This is a genomic window from Polyangiaceae bacterium (assembly GCA_015075635.1).
Lineage (GTDB): Bacteria > Myxococcota_A > Polyangia > Polyangiales > Polyangiaceae > JADJKB01.
Genome location: JABTUA010000002.1, coordinates 1404938 through 1418015, shown reverse-complemented (window position 1 = coordinate 1418015; position 13078 = coordinate 1404938). Strand labels below are relative to the sequence as shown.

The following is a 13078-nucleotide window of genomic DNA, read 5'->3' as shown; positions in this document are numbered from 1 at the left end:
ACCATGGCCCGCTGCGCGCACTGCGACGAGACCATCCACTACGGCAGGTACTGGTTGGGCGTTCTCCGCAACGCGGGCCGGAACATGACCAGCCGCGCGCGGCTTTTGCCCATCACGACCTGTGGCCACTGTGGAGAGGACAACGTGCAGCGGACGCCCTACGCCATCCTCCAGCTCGTGACGTACGTGGCCACGATCGCCCTGCTCTTCGTCACGGGCGTGGGGCAGAGCGCGACGCGAGGCACGCTCTTCTTCTACGTGTTCGGCCCGTTCTTCGTCATCGATGGCCTGTGGTGGACGTTCGTCGCCCGGCTCCGCCGCTTCGACGACTGAGCGGCCACTGCAAGAAAGTACTGTCGTGGCCCGAGCCCAGGTGTGAGCGAGCGCTGTGGCTCCGGTGCAACGAAACCGCCGGGCTCGGGCCGATTTCGGCCGAAACGCTCCGGCACGAGCCTTGCGAGGAGTCTCCAACGAGCGCGAACGGCGCTCGCAGGAGGTCCACATGCTTTCGAGGTACTTCACCGCTTCCATTCTGTCTGCAGGTCTATTCGCGCTGGGTTGCAGCGCGAGCCGCGACGTCGAGGTGACCGGTCAGGTCAGCGCGGCCTCGGCCCAGGGAGAGATCGTGCTCGAGTTCTTCGACGTGAACGGCAACGAGAAGACCAGCGTCCACACCGCGAAGGCGGAAGCGGACGGCTCGTTCAAGGCGACGGTCTCCGTCGAGGGCGACGAGCTCCTGGTCCGCGCGCTGGCGGACGCCGACGCCGATGGCGCGTGCAGCGACGGCGAGCAGTGGGGCGAAGCCACCGCGAAGATCGAGGACGACAAGGTCGAGCCCATCACCATCGCGCTGAGCTCCGCCGCCTGTCCCAGCGAGTAGCTCCCCGAGCCGGCTCGGGCGGCGGTGTTTGCCGGCCGCCCGAGCACGCTTGGCAAAGCCCCCGCTCCGTGCGCTGATCGCGCAGGCATGGGCTCGCGCTTGCTCGACCTTCGCATGGCCGATGGCAGCCGCCACTTCGGCGAGCTCCCCGAGACTTCCGACTGGGAGCGCCTTCGCGACGCGGTGGCCGAGCTGCCGGGCGCGCGCCTCACTCGCTGCCTGACCGACGGGGTGACCGAGGTCTGGCTCGACTTCGACCTCGGCGGCGCGAGCTTCTCCGTCAACAACCAGCACGGCTCGTGGTGGTTCTTCGTGTCGGAGCCGGCTTGCCCGGACCCGGTGCTGCTCCAGGTGCTGGACCACTTCGAGGAATCGCTCTGGCCCCACGCCGCGCGCGCGCGGGCGGCGGGCCCGCTGTCGGCCGGGAGCCTGCGGGTCGTGGTCTACGAGGCGAGCGGCCGAGTGAGCACTCGAGACTTCGACAGCCCAGACGACGCCAGGCGCTACGCCGACGACGCGGCTTCGGAGGCGGAGGATGGCGTCGTGCTTTCGTTCGTCTTCGACGCGAGCTTCCGCCAGATCTGGACCGGCAAGCACTACTGAGAGCGTATAGTGGGCGGATGCGCGCTCCCGCGACCCTGCTCGGCATCGTCGTTTTCGCCTCCATCGCGTCAGTCGCCGAGGCCAAGGAGTGGTTCGTCGCGCCCGGAGGCTCGGGCAACGGCGACGCGGCCACGCCCTTCGGCAAGATCCAGCAGGGCATCGACGCGGCGCAGCCGGGCGACTTCGTGACGGTCGCCGCCGGCAGCTACGCCGAGGCGCTGAAGACTGTGCGTGACGGCAACGCCGCGAGCCCCATCACCGTGCGCGCTGCCTCCGGGGCCAAGGTGGACGTGACGCTCGGCGCCACGCTGCTCCGGGTCGATCACGCCTACTTCGTGCTCGACGGCTTCGTGCTCGACGGGCAATACGCGAGCTTCGACCTGGTGGACGTGAACGACGGCGCGACCGGGCTCCTGATCACGAACACCGAGATCCGCCGCGCCACCAAGGACTGCGTGGACATGGCCGGTCCCGCGGACGTGACGCTGGACAGATGCCTGATCCACCACTGTCTGAACGCCGCCGGCGGTCAGACCGACGCCCATGGCGTAACCGGCGGTCCGGTGAAGAACCTCACGATCCGCGACACCGAGATCCACACCTGCAGCGGCGACTCGATCCAGTTCGACCCGGGGCGGGAGCTGCCGGGCTGGAGCGACATCCTGGTCGAAGGCTGCAAGCTGTGGACGGGGCCGCTCGCTTCGGCGGAGAACGGTTTCGCGGTAGGAGCGGTCCCGGGCGAGAACGCCATCGACACCAAGACGAACCCGGCCGCGCCCCGCGCCAAGCTGACCGTGGTGAACACCAGCGCCTGGGGTTTTCGCGGCGGGTTCATCTCGAACATGGCGGCGTTCAACCTGAAGGAGAACATCGACGCGGTGTTCGATCGCGTCACGGTCTTCGACTCGGAGATCGCCTTCCGAACCCGCGGCCCCGGCAGCAACGGCGGCGCCTGGGTGCGCATCCAGAACGCCGTCGTCTACGACGTGGACAAGGCCGTGCGCTACGAGGACGACATCGAGAAGCTGGCGGTGTTGAACGCGACCTTCGGCGGCGACGTGCTGGCGGCGTTCCAGGCGGCGAGCAGCGGCGCCACCAAGCCCGACGTCCGAAACCTGTTGGTCTTGGGCGGGAGCCTGCCCGCGCAGGCGACTGCGGCCTCCAACCTCGCCACCACCGCGGCGGCGTTCGTGGACGCCAGCAAGCACGACTATCACCTGGTCGCGGGCTCCCCTGCGCTGGACAAGGGCGAGACCATCGCCGAGGTCGCCCTGGATCGCGACGGCACGAGTCGGCCCCAGGCCGCGGCCTACGACGTCGGCGCGTACGAGCACTGCACCGGGGCGAGCTGCGGGGGCGGCGCGGGCAGCGGCGGCGCGGGCAGCGGCGGCGCGAGCAGCGGCGGCGCGAGCAGCGGCGCGCAGCAGCGGCGGCGCGAGCAGCGGCGGCGCGAGCAGCGGCGGCGCGAGCAGCGGCGCGCGAGCAGCGGCGGCGCGAGCAGCGGCGGCGCGAGCGGCAGCGGCGCGAGCGGCGGCAGCGGAGACAGCGACGACGACGGCGGCTGCGGCTGCCGCACGTCGCCGACCCGAAGCACGCCCCTCGAGCTCGCGCTGGGCCTCGGCGCCCTCGCCGCGTGGCGTGTGCGCCGGCGTCAGACGCGGGTCGAGCGCTGAATTAGCAGAAGACTTCGAAGTCGGCGTGCCCGACGGCGAGGCGACCGCCATCGTCGACGACGAGCACGTGACCACAGGCGAGCTCGCCCTCCTGGCTCTCGAAGGCCAGGTAGAAGTGGCCGCGCCACGCGCCGGGCGGCGCCGAAGTCTTCACGAAGCGCGGATCGGGCGCCTGGGGTATCGGGCTCACCTTGGCGCGCGTCGGACGCCAGCCGGGGACGTCGGCCACGAGCACGCTCGCGACCTCGCCCCACGCGCGCTCGAGGCCGAGCGGACCGAGGCGCGCGCGAAGCTCGGCGGAGCCGTGCGCGTCGGCGCCGGCCCAGTCGCCTGCTACCACCGCGTCGGCGAACATCTGCGCGAGCTGGGTCGGGTTGGTCATCTCGTGATCTTTCGGTGCCGTGGGAGGCTGGAGCGAGCGCTCCCTCAATCCTTGCAGCAGATCACGCCGCCCTGGCCGGGCCCGGCCTTGGTGATGACCGCGGCCTCGCTCAGCGACTGTGCGCTCGTGCCACAGGACCACGGCGGCGCCGCTGCGCAATCCGAGTAACGCAACCACCGGTTCAGCGGCGTGCAGCTCACCGGCGCCGCGTAGCCGATGGACCCACAGCCGGTCGGGTTGTTGTCCACCGGCGGCGGGGCGCACGTTCCGCCGTCGGTCTGCGCCTGGCGCGTGAGCCAGAAGCCGGTGACGGCGTCCGCGGCGCAGCCCTGGTTGCCGCTCGCCAGCGCGACGTCGAGCGCGCTCTTGCACACGTGCCAGCCCGCCGCGCAGAGATCCTCCACGCTGCAGCCGGTGCCGTTCGGGTTGGGGCCGTCATCACCGCCCTGACGGCCGCAGGCCGGCTGCTGCGACGCGGCCGTAGTGGTCCCGGGCACCTGGAAGCCGCCCGCGCAACCGGCGATGTTGGGGAACTTGGCGGCGTCGGCGAAGGCTTCGCGGTGGCCATCGGCGCAGCCCGTGGGCGTCGGGGTCCCGCCGGTGCCACCTGTCGAGGTGGTTCCGCCCGTGGAGGTGGTGCCACCCGTCGAGGTGGTTCCGCCCGTGGAGGTGGTGCCACCTGTCGAGGTGGTTCCGCCGGTGGAGGTGGTTCCGCCCGTTGAGGTGGTACCGCCGGTGGAGGTGGTACCGCCGGTGGAAGTGGTGCCACCGGTGGAGGTGGTACCGCCGGTGGAGGTGGTTCCACCCGTGGAGGTGGCGCCCCCCGTGGAGGTCGTGCCGCCAGTCGCGGTGGTGCCCGCGGCGCCCCCGGGTTGCCCTGCGGCGCCGCCCGCACCGCCGGAGCCAGAGAACTCCACCTCGGAGTCTCCGCCGCATGCCGTCAGTAGTCCCCCCAACGCGATCCAGCCGAGCAGGCCCCTGCGTTGCGACATCCGCTCAGGATAGCTCGAACCCGTCTCCGAGCGCAAAGCTGGTCTCAGCAGGGTTCCATGTCGGCGAGCGCTGCCACCATGCGAGCGCGCACTCGCTCGGCGAGCTCCAGCGTGTGGCGCTCGCCGAGTCCGTCGGTGCTCTCGGGCTCGAGCACGCGCACGCGGATGTCGGCGCGCTCCTGGAACACCAGCGAGTGCTTCGGCAAGAGCTCGCGCGCTCCCGCGATGACCACCGGCACGACGGGGCGACCGTGTTCTATCGCCAGCCTGAAGGCGCCCAGCTTGAACCGGCCGATGCTGCCGTCGTCGCTCCGCGTGCCCTCGGGGAAGAGCGCCACCGAAACGCCCCGGTCGAGCCAGTCGCCGAGTCGGTCGAGGGCCTCGGCGCCGCTCCGTCGGTTACCGCGCACCACCGGCACCTCGCCTGCGATGCGGAGCGCCCAGCCGAACACCGGCACCTTGAACACGCTCTGCTTGCCCAGGTACTTGGTCGGATGATCGAGGAAGCACATGGCCATCAGGTCGGCAAAACTCTGATGGTTGACCACCAGCACGTAGGGGCCGCCGCGCGCGAGGAGCTGTTTGCCCTCGACGTGCACCGTCCAGAACGGGTTCACCCCCATCAGCACGCGCGCGATGCGCCGGAAGTACCAGTCCGAAATCGCGCGATTCGGGTCCACCAGCACCAAGGGGTACCCCAGGACCATGGGCGGCACGCCGACCAGCACCACACCGGCGAAGCCGGCCCAGGTCAGCGCGGAGCGGGCGATGTCGCGCGCGCGTGGCACGCTTCGGATGGTATACGATGGGCGTGACACGGTGCGCGTTCTCGGCTTTCTGACGATTCTCGCTGCGCGCGTCCTCCGGTGGCGCACCGCCGGCGCGAGCATGCGCGTAGTGGGGGCCAGTCTCCTCGGGCTCGGCGTCGCCCTGAGCTGCGTCGTGGACGAGAGCTTCGACGACGCGCAGTTCCTGTGCGACCCCAAGGGTGGAGCGGACGAGTGCCCGGAAGGACTGAGCTGCTCGCTCGACGGTCGCTGCCGCCACTCGCCCGCGACACCGGATGGCGGCACCGGCGGCAAAGACGGCAGCACCGACGGCAGCTGCTTCCCGACCACTTGTTCGACGCTCGCGCCCAAGTGCGGCGACCTAGACGACGGTTGCGGCAGCACGCTGAGCTGCGGCTGCGCGGCGCCCTACACCTGCGGCGGCGGCGGCAAGCTCGGCGAGTGCGGCTGCACCAAAGCGCAGTCGCAGACGCGCGCGGCGGACGCGGTCTTCGAGGCGAAGATCACCGGCAACGTCGCCTGGACGAACCTGAACGACGCGATGCTCTCCGACGACAAGTGGGCGAGCACAGCGGCGCCGCTCGACGCAGGCAAGACGACGAACCAGCTCAAGGCGTCGGCCTTCGGCTTCTCGTTGCCCGCCAACGCGAAGGTGCTCGGCGTCGTGGTCTCCATCGAGCGCTCGGCGTCCGGATCGGCCACGGCGCTGAAGGACCAAGACGTGCGCGTCCTGGTCGCGGGCGTGCCCCTCGCCACGAACGGCGCCAAGACCGCCGCGTGGCCCAGCGCCGACGCCGCGGCAGAGTACGGCTCGCCGAGCGAGCTTTGGGGCGCGAGCGCCATCTCCAAGACGGACGTCGAGGCTGCGGACTTCGGCGCGCTCCTGACCGTCACCGCGAGCGCGGCTGCCACGCCACGGGTGGACGCCATCTCGATGACCGTGCACTTCGAGGATCCCGCCTGCCCGAACTGAGCGCTCGATGAGCCCGTACCGCAGCAACGCCGCGTACATCCGCGCCGACTCGCTGGAGCAGCTGTTCGCCGCGCGGTCCAACCTGAAGTCCGAGGACGGGCTCGGCCTGTCGTACCGATTCCTGCCGTGGAAGCGCCATGTGTTCGTGGTCGGCTACCAGCCCGAGTCCCTGCCGCGATTCCTCGAGCAGATCGGGCGCCTGGGACCCGTCAGCGTGGACGTCCTGCGCTCCGACGAGATCACCGCGGGGCGTTACATCATCGAAGGCACCTGGATCGTGCGCCACCTACCCACCGACGAGGGTGCTCGCGGCGAGGTGCGCGGCATCGACCAGCTCGAGCGCGCCCAGGCCGCTCACCTCCGGGTCGCCGGCGTGCGTTTCGGATTGGGCGAAGGCCAGCTGCGCTTCGAGGTCTCGGGCTTCGAGCTCGACGAGCTCGCGCAGCGCTTTCGCGACACCTATCCCTGGGAGCGCCTGGGCCTGCCGCCGCTCACCGGACGGGAGTGGTTGGTGCTGGATCGACCGGGGTAGTCAGTCCGCGCTCGCGTCACCCGCGTCGCTCGCGTCGCTCGCGTCGCTCGCGTCGCTCGCGTCGCTCGCGTCACTCGCGTCGCTCGCGTCGCTCGCGTCGGCGCCGCCGTCGGAGGGACACAGCGTGTGGAACTGGGTCTGAGCCCAGGCGCCCGCCTGGCACTCGAAGACGTCGCAGCACGCCCAGGTCCCGCTGCCGCAGCTCGTGCACTTCTCGAACTGGATGGCGCACGCCGTTCCGACCTTGGGATAGCCGTCCGCGCAGGTCGTGCCCTGCGCACCGCCCGAGCCGCTGCCGCCGGAGGCACCGTTGCCGCCGCCGCCGTCGTCGGAGCCGCAGGCCGGGAAGGAGACCAGGGTGAGCAGGACCAGGACGGCGAGAGCGCGCTGCATGGACTGGCGCGGAGGATAGCCGATCTGCGTTGGATCGAGCCGCGCGATGTGCTCGAGTGGGCGGATGCGAGTCGTGGCGACCCTAATGGGGCTGGCTCTGCTCGGCTGCGGCGACCCGGAAGCGCGGAAGGTCACCGACCGCTTCCTGGGCGCGCTGAAACAGTCCGACTACCGGGCTGCCTACGCCGAGCTGCACAGCGACGCGCGCACCTTCGTGCCGAACGAGGGAGCCTTGCAGAACATCATCGAGAAGAAGGGCAAGGTGATCACGGACTGGAGCCGCAACTGCAGCTCCGGCGGCAAGGGCGTCGATCGCGGCGGCTACAACTTCTCGTCGACCACCAAGAGCCTGTTCCAGAAGGACGTGAGCGTCACCGTGGGCGTGGAGCCCAAGCGCGAGAAGTGCAACGGGCCTCTGTTGATCGAGCTGCACCAGGAAGGCGGAGCCTGGAAAGTCCGCTCGTTCCGCTACTGACCCTTCCGCTTCCGCCGGTCCACGCTAGGATTTGCCGGATGTCGCTCACCCGCCGCCGCCTGATGCTCGGAGCCGCCGCCGCCGTGCCTCTCGGGGTGTGGGCGCTCTCCAAGAAGGACGAGCCCGCGCCCAGCGCCTCCCCCGAAGGGCCGCGCCGCTCCCGCGAGATCGAGCGTGTGGTCACCGCGCAGCGCACCAGCGACGGCGCCGGCGTCAACTTGAACCGCATCCTCGGCGGCCGCGAGCTCCCGATGCTCGACCCGTTCCTCCTGCTCGACGAGTTCGTCTCCGACAACCCGAACGACTACATCGCGGGCTTCCCCGATCACCCGCACCGCGGTTTCGAGACCGTCACCTACATGTTGCACGGCGCCATGGAGCACAAGGACAGCGTCGGCAACCGCGGCCGGCTCGGGCCCGGCACGGCGCAGTGGATGACCGCGGGGCGCGGCATCATCCACTCGGAGATGCCCAAGCAGGAGCGGGGCCTGATGTGGGGTTACCAGCTCTGGGTCAACCTGCCGAAGCAGAGCAAGTGGCGCGCGCCGCGCTACCAGGACATCCCCGCGGAGAAGATCCCCGAGCGCGACGTGGACGGCGCGCACCTGCGCGTCGTCGCGGGCAACGCGCAGGGCGTGACGGGTCCGGTGCAGGGCATCGACGTCGAGCCCCTGTTCCTGGACGTGGCGCTCACCAAGGGCGCGCGCTTCAGCCACGACCTGCCCGCCGCCCACACCGCGTTCGTCTACGTCGTGGACGGCGCGCTGCGCGTCGGTCCCTCGAAGCGCGAGCTCCGCCGCGGCCAGCTCGCCGTCCTCGCCCCCGGCGAGGTGTTCGAGGCGAGCTGCGATGCGGAGAAGGGCCGGGGCCTGCTGTTGGCTGCCCGCCCGCTGCACGAGCCGGTGGCGCGGCGCGGGCCGTTCGTGATGAACACCGACGACGAGATCCGCCAGGCGTTCGAAGACTACCGGTCAGGGCGACTGGTCGGCGGCTGATCGATTCCGCGGTATGCTCGGGCGTGTGAGAAAGCTGATCCTGATCGCGGGCTTCGGTCTCCTCGGTTGCGGCGACGACGCGTCGTCGAGCGCGGAGGTCGGCTCACCTTGTGTCGCAGGCGAGCAGGTAGCGTGCCCGTGTCCGGGGGGAGCACCGCCGGGTGCTCAGATCTGCGCGGCAGACGGCAAGAGCTTCGGCGCGTGCCTCGGCTGTGGCTCGGCGGGCGCGGGCGGCGGGGGCTGGCCCGACGGCGGTGCGGGCGCGGGTGGAACCTCCTCGACCGGCGGCGCCGGCGGCAGCACCGGCGGCGCCGGTGGTAGCAGCGGTGGCGCTGGCGGCTCCGGCGCGGTGGCTGGAGCGCCGAGCGGGCCTCCCCAGTCGAAGCCGCCCGGGCCTCCGCCCGACGGCTCGGCCGTCGTGAACGCCGTGGCGGCGGATCACCCCGACTGGCTCCAGGCCTCGTGCGTCGACACGGGCGGCGACAACCAGTTCCTGTTCGAGGTGGTGCGGCGCCTGCGCAAGCTCGACAACCGTTGGGGACTGAACTGGAAGCGCGGCAAGATCGGCGATCTGTCGCAAGACGTCGTCGACTACCACTGGGGCGAAGGCGTCAGCGAGAACAGCACCGACGTCTACATCATCGACATGATCACCGGTCACTGTGGCGCGAGCCCGAGCGCGGGCTGGATCGACGTGACGCAGGCGACGCTGGACGCCAACGAGATCGGGCGCTGGACGCTGGCCGGCCAGAACCTGTGAGCCGCGTCACGGCCCGAATTCGTACGCCCCGCGATCCCAGCTGCCGTCGGCGCCGCGCGTCTTGCCGTCGGGATCCAGGTCGAACGGCGCCGGCAGGCTCTTCCCAGGCTGGGTGGCTGCCTTCAAGTGGAGATCCGCGTCCAGCGGATCGACGTCGGCGTTGACGAACGGGCTGCCGCTCGCGACCTGTGCTTGGGTCTCGCCGGCGGCGCCCTCGTCGTCCTTGTCGCAAACGGGAGAGCAGCCCTCGACCCGGCGGTTCTCCGCGAAGTAGTTGTGGTCGTGGCTGACGCCCGCGAACGAGAAGGTGTTGGCGATGTTGTCGTACCAGATGTTGTTGAAGGCCCTGTTGTTCGTGCCTGCGTCGATGGCCAGGACCCCGACCGACGAGCCCGGCATCTTCAGGATCACGTTGCCGTGGAACTCGAGGTCGTCCATCGTCTGCTGGTTGGTGGAAGAAGCCTCGTTGTAGTAGCGAATCGTCGTCACGCTGCGCGAGAACACGTTGCCGTGGATCTTCCAGGCCTTGGAGGCGCCGGTGTTCACGCCGGCGAACACCGCCGTGCCGCCGATGCGATCCCAGAGGTTGTGGCGGATCACGATGTTCTCGTTGGTGCCGATGGAGGAGATGCCCTCTGCGTGCCAGTCGGAGCAGAACGGATCGCCGGCGCCGGTGCTGCGCACGTCGGCCAGGTAGCTCTTCTCGATCACGACGTCTTTCCAGTCGCCGATGTGGAAGGTGGGGCCGAAGGTGGTGTGGACCGAGACGTAGCGGAAGGTCAGGTCCGAGTTGCCCCCGGTGCCCTTCACGCCGTTGATGGGGTAGTCGTACTTCGCGCCGTGCGCGTGGACGTGAGCGACGGTCACGTGGGCCACGCCGGGCGCGAAGTCGATCAAGCTGCCGTTGTCCTTGCAGGCCGAGCCTTCGCGCACGATCTCGAAGCCGTGCCCGCTGTTCCAGGCGCCGGGCCCGCCGCCCTTCGCCCCCTCGAACAGCCAATGGGAGCTGCCGAAGGAGACGCTGGTGAAGCGCGCGACGCCGTCGCCGTAGTCCGCCTGCCAGCCGGTCTCGGTGCCGTGACTCTCCGACGTGGCCTTGCGCACCACGACGAGCTCGGTCCCGTTGGGCGCCGTGTCGAAGTCCGCGCTGCCGTAGTCGCCGTCCGCCATCAGGTACACGAGCCCGCGCTCGAGCTGGGTCGGAAGCGAGGCGAACGCGTCGTTCCAGTCCGCGCCGCTGCCGGCGCCCGTAGCGCCGGCGCGCACGTAGCGGCACTGGTTCGTGCAGGTGATGGGCGGCTCGACGGGACCGCCGCCGCTGCCGCCCATGCCCGCGCTGCCGCCCGCGCCACCCGCGCCCGCACCGCCGCTGCCGCCGCCGCCCGCGCTGCCGCCGCTGCCCGCGCTGCCACCGGAGCCTGCAGCGCCGCCAGAGCCGGCAGCTGACTCCGATTCGTCGCTGCATCCAATCAGGGAGAAGCACACGAGCACGAGCAGGGTCCGTCGCATGCCGCCCAGGGTAGCTGCATTGTCGGCCGGGGTGCTACGAAGGGAGCCGTGGTCCGCTGCTCGCTCGTGACCGTGCTGCTCGGCGCCTGCGCCGCACCGAGCCCGCCGCCGCCGGTCGCGCCGCCGAGCACCGACATCCCCGCCGCTCCGCCGGAGCTGGCTCCGGTGCAAGACGCCGGCGGGGCTGACGCGGCGAGCGACGCCGAGGCGCAGGCCGAGCCCGTGGTCCGCGCGAGCTTCGCGCTGCGCGCCGATCTCCCGCCGTGCAAGTTCCTGTTCCACGCCGGTGTCGGCGCAGAGAGCGAGGTGGGCCGCTACCTGATGGCGGTCTCGCGCATCGAGGTGGAGGCGAGCGAGAGCTGCACGGCGCACTTGGTGTTCGACGAGAGCACGGAGGCCAAGGCCGATCCCGACCGCCATCATGGCGCGTTGGAGGGCGGCTTCTTGCCCAATCCGGGCAAGCTCGAGGCCGCGAACGCCGAGACCGACGGCGCGTCGCCGGTGTTCGTGGACGCCAACTTCGACGGCTACCTCGATCTCACCGTCGGCGAGATGAGCGGCGCCTACAACCGGAGCTCCCGCTTTTGGTTGTTCGACCCCGCCCAGAAGCGCTTCGTGCCGAGCAAGGAGCTCGAAGAGCTGTTGATGCCGCGCTTCGACCCGAAGCGAAGGCGCGTCGAGGCCGGCGGGCGCGCCGGCGGCCCGGTCTACGTCGGCAGCGAGCACGAGTGGGTGAACGGCAAGCTCCAGACGGTGTGGTCGGAGACCACCACGCTGGGAGAGACGCCGCAGGGCAAGCCGCTGCCGCGGGGCTTCACCAGCTGGCGGGTGCGCTACGAGCGCCGTGGCGGGTCGATGAGGAAGGTCATCGACGGGCCGGCGCGCTGAGCCTTCCGCCAACCGCCGGTTGGCGCCGGCAAGAGCAGGTTGGCGCGACGGATCCGGAAAAACTGCGAGATTGCGGGCTCCCGGCCTCGGCCCCGCGCTTGCAATCCCACTCCCTCGCATGCGAACGCACACGGGTCGTTGGGTACTGGGGGGTGTGGCGGCGGGGCTCCTGCTCGCCGCGTTTGCGCTGCGCGCGGGTCCCCCGCCGAAGCTCGCTCGGGGGCTCGTGGGCGCCACACCGCACGCGGCGGTCGCGCCGGCGCTCGCCTCCCCGGCGCCGGCCCGCGCGGCCGCGCAGCCGCCGACTCGACCCCCGCCGGTCGTGCCGGCGAACGTGAAGTCCGAAGAGGTCTTCAGCGCGCGCTGGGGCGGCGCGAAGGGCGAGCTCGGCCGGCGCGCGGCCAACGAGTCTTCGCCCGAGGGTCCGATGAGCTTCGCGGTGGACGCCCGCGGCCGCGCGTTCGTGCTCGATCAGGTCAACGGTCGCGTGCAGGTGTTCGAGCCCGGCGCGGAGCCGCACAGTATCCCCGTGCCCGGCGACACCTACCAGGACGTCGCCCTGCGCAAGGACGACGGCCTGGTGTTGCTCGATCGCCTGAGCAAGGAGAGCGTGGCCTTCGCCGACGCGCGCGGCAAGGTGAGCCACGAGATCGCGCTCCAAGGCGAGGGCATCGCCGAGGGCGGCGACGTCACCGGCTTGTTCCAGCGCGACGACGGCACCTGGGTCGAGGTGAAGCACGCGAACCTGGTGAAGGTCGCCGACGCCGACGGGGCCCCGCTGGAGGATCGCACCATCGTCCAGGGCCGCTTCGGCGCCGAGGGCAGCGTGCTGCGCGCCTCGAAGTCCGGCGAGCGGGCCGCCTTCGTCGCGCAGAAGACGGAGCGGGGCGTCACGCCGCTGGCCAAGGTGAGCTTCGACCTGCCGGTCTGGCAGCTGCTCGAGCTCGACACGGACCGGCGGGGCCGAGTCTTCCTGGGCGCGAGCTTGCTCGAGGAGGCGGCGGCGCCGCCCTTCGAGGTGCTCGACGCGCGAGAGGTCGTCGTGGTGCTCGGCAAGGACGGCAGCGAGCTGTCCCGCCTGGACCTGCCCGCCAGCACCGGGCCGGAGGAGAGCTTCCGGCGCATTCGCGTGGGCGCAGACGGCGCGCTCTACCACCTGGCTTACGACGAACGCGGGGCGACGATGAGGAGGTACGCGCTATGAGCCGCTTCGACTCGCTCTTGCGCTTCGCGCT

General features: G+C 71.0%; 15 protein-coding genes and 1 pseudogene. 11 read left to right on the top strand and 5 right to left on the bottom strand.

Annotated features, from left to right (window positions below; translation table 11 throughout):
* Nucleotides 1-3 precede the first annotated feature (3 nt).
* The 4 genes and pseudogenes from HS104_22665 (at nucleotide 4) to HS104_22650 (ending at nucleotide 3018) form a co-directional block, all read left to right on the top strand.
* A complete protein-coding gene (locus tag HS104_22665; protein ID MBE7482766.1) occupies nucleotides 4-333 on the top strand; it encodes a hypothetical protein in 330 nt (109 codons plus the stop codon).
* 169 nt (nucleotides 334-502) lie between these two features.
* Nucleotides 503-880: a hypothetical protein gene (locus HS104_22660; protein MBE7482765.1), complete on the top strand. Its 378-nt coding sequence runs from the start codon at nucleotides 503-505 to the stop codon at nucleotides 878-880.
* A gap of 87 nt (nucleotides 881-967) precedes the next feature.
* The gene (locus tag HS104_22655; protein ID MBE7482764.1) at nucleotides 968-1483 is read left to right on the top strand and encodes a hypothetical protein; all 516 of its coding nucleotides are present in this window, start codon (nucleotides 968-970) and stop codon (nucleotides 1481-1483) included.
* A 1355-nt stretch (nucleotides 1484-2838) separates the two neighbouring features.
* Nucleotides 2839-3018: pseudogene (locus tag HS104_22650) on the top strand (hypothetical protein).
* Between the two features lie 139 nt (nucleotides 3019-3157).
* Here the strand turns inward: HS104_22650 and HS104_22645 are convergent.
* From HS104_22645 to HS104_22635, 3 genes are read right to left on the bottom strand one after another with little or no spacing between them, the layout of a single operon-like run.
* Complete coding sequence (locus HS104_22645; protein MBE7482763.1) at nucleotides 3158-3538, bottom strand: hypothetical protein; 381 nt, start codon at nucleotides 3536-3538, stop codon at nucleotides 3158-3160.
* Nucleotides 3539-3582: 44 nt separating this feature from the next.
* Nucleotides 3583-4530: a hypothetical protein gene (locus tag HS104_22640; protein MBE7482762.1), complete on the bottom strand. Its 948-nt coding sequence runs from the start codon at nucleotides 4528-4530 to the stop codon at nucleotides 3583-3585.
* 44 nt (nucleotides 4531-4574) lie between these two features.
* A complete protein-coding gene (locus HS104_22635) occupies nucleotides 4575-5318 on the bottom strand; it encodes a 1-acyl-sn-glycerol-3-phosphate acyltransferase (GenBank protein MBE7482761.1) in 744 nt (247 codons plus the stop codon).
* Between the two features lie 109 nt (nucleotides 5319-5427).
* Here HS104_22635 and HS104_22630 point away from each other — a divergent pair, with 109 nt between their 5' ends.
* Together HS104_22630 and HS104_22625 are read left to right on the top strand one after the other, a co-directional pair.
* Nucleotides 5428-6291, top strand: coding sequence for a hypothetical protein (locus HS104_22630; GenBank protein MBE7482760.1), 864 nt, complete (start codon nucleotides 5428-5430; stop codon nucleotides 6289-6291).
* A gap of 7 nt (nucleotides 6292-6298) precedes the next feature.
* A complete protein-coding gene (locus HS104_22625) occupies nucleotides 6299-6823 on the top strand; it encodes a hypothetical protein (GenBank protein MBE7482759.1) in 525 nt (174 codons plus the stop codon).
* On the opposite strand, the gene HS104_22620 is transcribed toward HS104_22625, so the two are convergent.
* Nucleotides 6824-7216, bottom strand: a complete 393-nt coding sequence (locus tag HS104_22620) for a hypothetical protein (protein MBE7482758.1) — start codon at nucleotides 7214-7216, stop codon at nucleotides 6824-6826.
* 64 nt (nucleotides 7217-7280) lie between these two features.
* Between HS104_22620 and HS104_22615 the strand changes: the two genes are divergently transcribed.
* The 3 genes from HS104_22615 to HS104_22605 all read left to right on the top strand — a co-directional run bounded on the left by HS104_22615 (nucleotide 7281) and on the right by HS104_22605 (nucleotide 9446).
* Entirely contained in the window at nucleotides 7281-7691 is a 411-nt protein-coding gene (locus tag HS104_22615) for a hypothetical protein (GenBank protein ID MBE7482757.1), read from the top strand.
* 62 nt (nucleotides 7692-7753) lie between these two features.
* Nucleotides 7754-8686 (top strand): pirin family protein, encoded by a 933-nt coding sequence (locus tag HS104_22610; protein ID MBE7482756.1) that lies wholly within the window; start codon nucleotides 7754-7756, stop codon nucleotides 8684-8686.
* Between the two features lie 25 nt (nucleotides 8687-8711).
* The gene (locus tag HS104_22605; protein ID MBE7482755.1) at nucleotides 8712-9446 is read left to right on the top strand and encodes a hypothetical protein; all 735 of its coding nucleotides are present in this window, start codon (nucleotides 8712-8714) and stop codon (nucleotides 9444-9446) included.
* 6 nt (nucleotides 9447-9452) lie between these two features.
* Here the strand turns inward: HS104_22605 and HS104_22600 are convergent, their stop codons facing one another.
* Nucleotides 9453-10955, bottom strand: a complete 1503-nt coding sequence (locus HS104_22600) for a hypothetical protein (protein MBE7482754.1) — start codon at nucleotides 10953-10955, stop codon at nucleotides 9453-9455.
* Between the two features lie 48 nt (nucleotides 10956-11003).
* On the opposite strand from HS104_22600, the gene HS104_22595 reads away from it, so the two are divergent.
* Entirely contained in the window at nucleotides 11004-11843 is an 840-nt protein-coding gene (locus tag HS104_22595) for a hypothetical protein (GenBank protein ID MBE7482753.1), read from the top strand.
* 118 nt (nucleotides 11844-11961) lie between these two features.
* Nucleotides 11962-13047 (top strand): hypothetical protein, encoded by a 1086-nt coding sequence (locus HS104_22590; GenBank protein MBE7482752.1) that lies wholly within the window; start codon nucleotides 11962-11964, stop codon nucleotides 13045-13047.
* Nucleotides 13048-13078 lie beyond the last annotated feature (31 nt).

Bases quoted from the DNA above. Each gene is read 5' to 3' on its own strand.
- HS104_22665 (MBE7482766.1), top strand. From the start codon at position 4: ATGGCCCGCTGCGCGCACTGCGACGAGACCATCCACTACGGCAGGTAC.
- HS104_22660 (MBE7482765.1), top strand. From the start codon at position 503: ATGCTTTCGAGGTACTTCACCGCTTCCATTCTGTCTGCAGGTCTATTC.
- HS104_22625 (MBE7482759.1), top strand. From the start codon at position 6,299: ATGAGCCCGTACCGCAGCAACGCCGCGTACATCCGCGCCGACTCGCTG.
- HS104_22640 (MBE7482762.1), bottom strand. From the start codon at position 4,530: ATGTCGCAACGCAGGGGCCTGCTCGGCTGGATCGCGTTGGGGGGACTA.
- HS104_22610 (MBE7482756.1), top strand. From the start codon at position 7,754: ATGCTCGGAGCCGCCGCCGCCGTGCCTCTCGGGGTGTGGGCGCTCTCC.
- HS104_22615 (MBE7482757.1), top strand. From the start codon at position 7,281: ATGCGAGTCGTGGCGACCCTAATGGGGCTGGCTCTGCTCGGCTGCGGC.
- HS104_22645 (MBE7482763.1), bottom strand. From the start codon at position 3,538: ATGACCAACCCGACCCAGCTCGCGCAGATGTTCGCCGACGCGGTGGTA.
- HS104_22600 (MBE7482754.1), bottom strand. From the start codon at position 10,955: ATGCGACGGACCCTGCTCGTGCTCGTGTGCTTCTCCCTGATTGGATGC.
- HS104_22620 (MBE7482758.1), bottom strand. From the start codon at position 7,216: ATGCAGCGCGCTCTCGCCGTCCTGGTCCTGCTCACCCTGGTCTCCTTC.
- HS104_22655 (MBE7482764.1), top strand. From the start codon at position 968: ATGGGCTCGCGCTTGCTCGACCTTCGCATGGCCGATGGCAGCCGCCAC.
- HS104_22590 (MBE7482752.1), top strand. From the start codon at position 11,962: ATGCGAACGCACACGGGTCGTTGGGTACTGGGGGGTGTGGCGGCGGGG.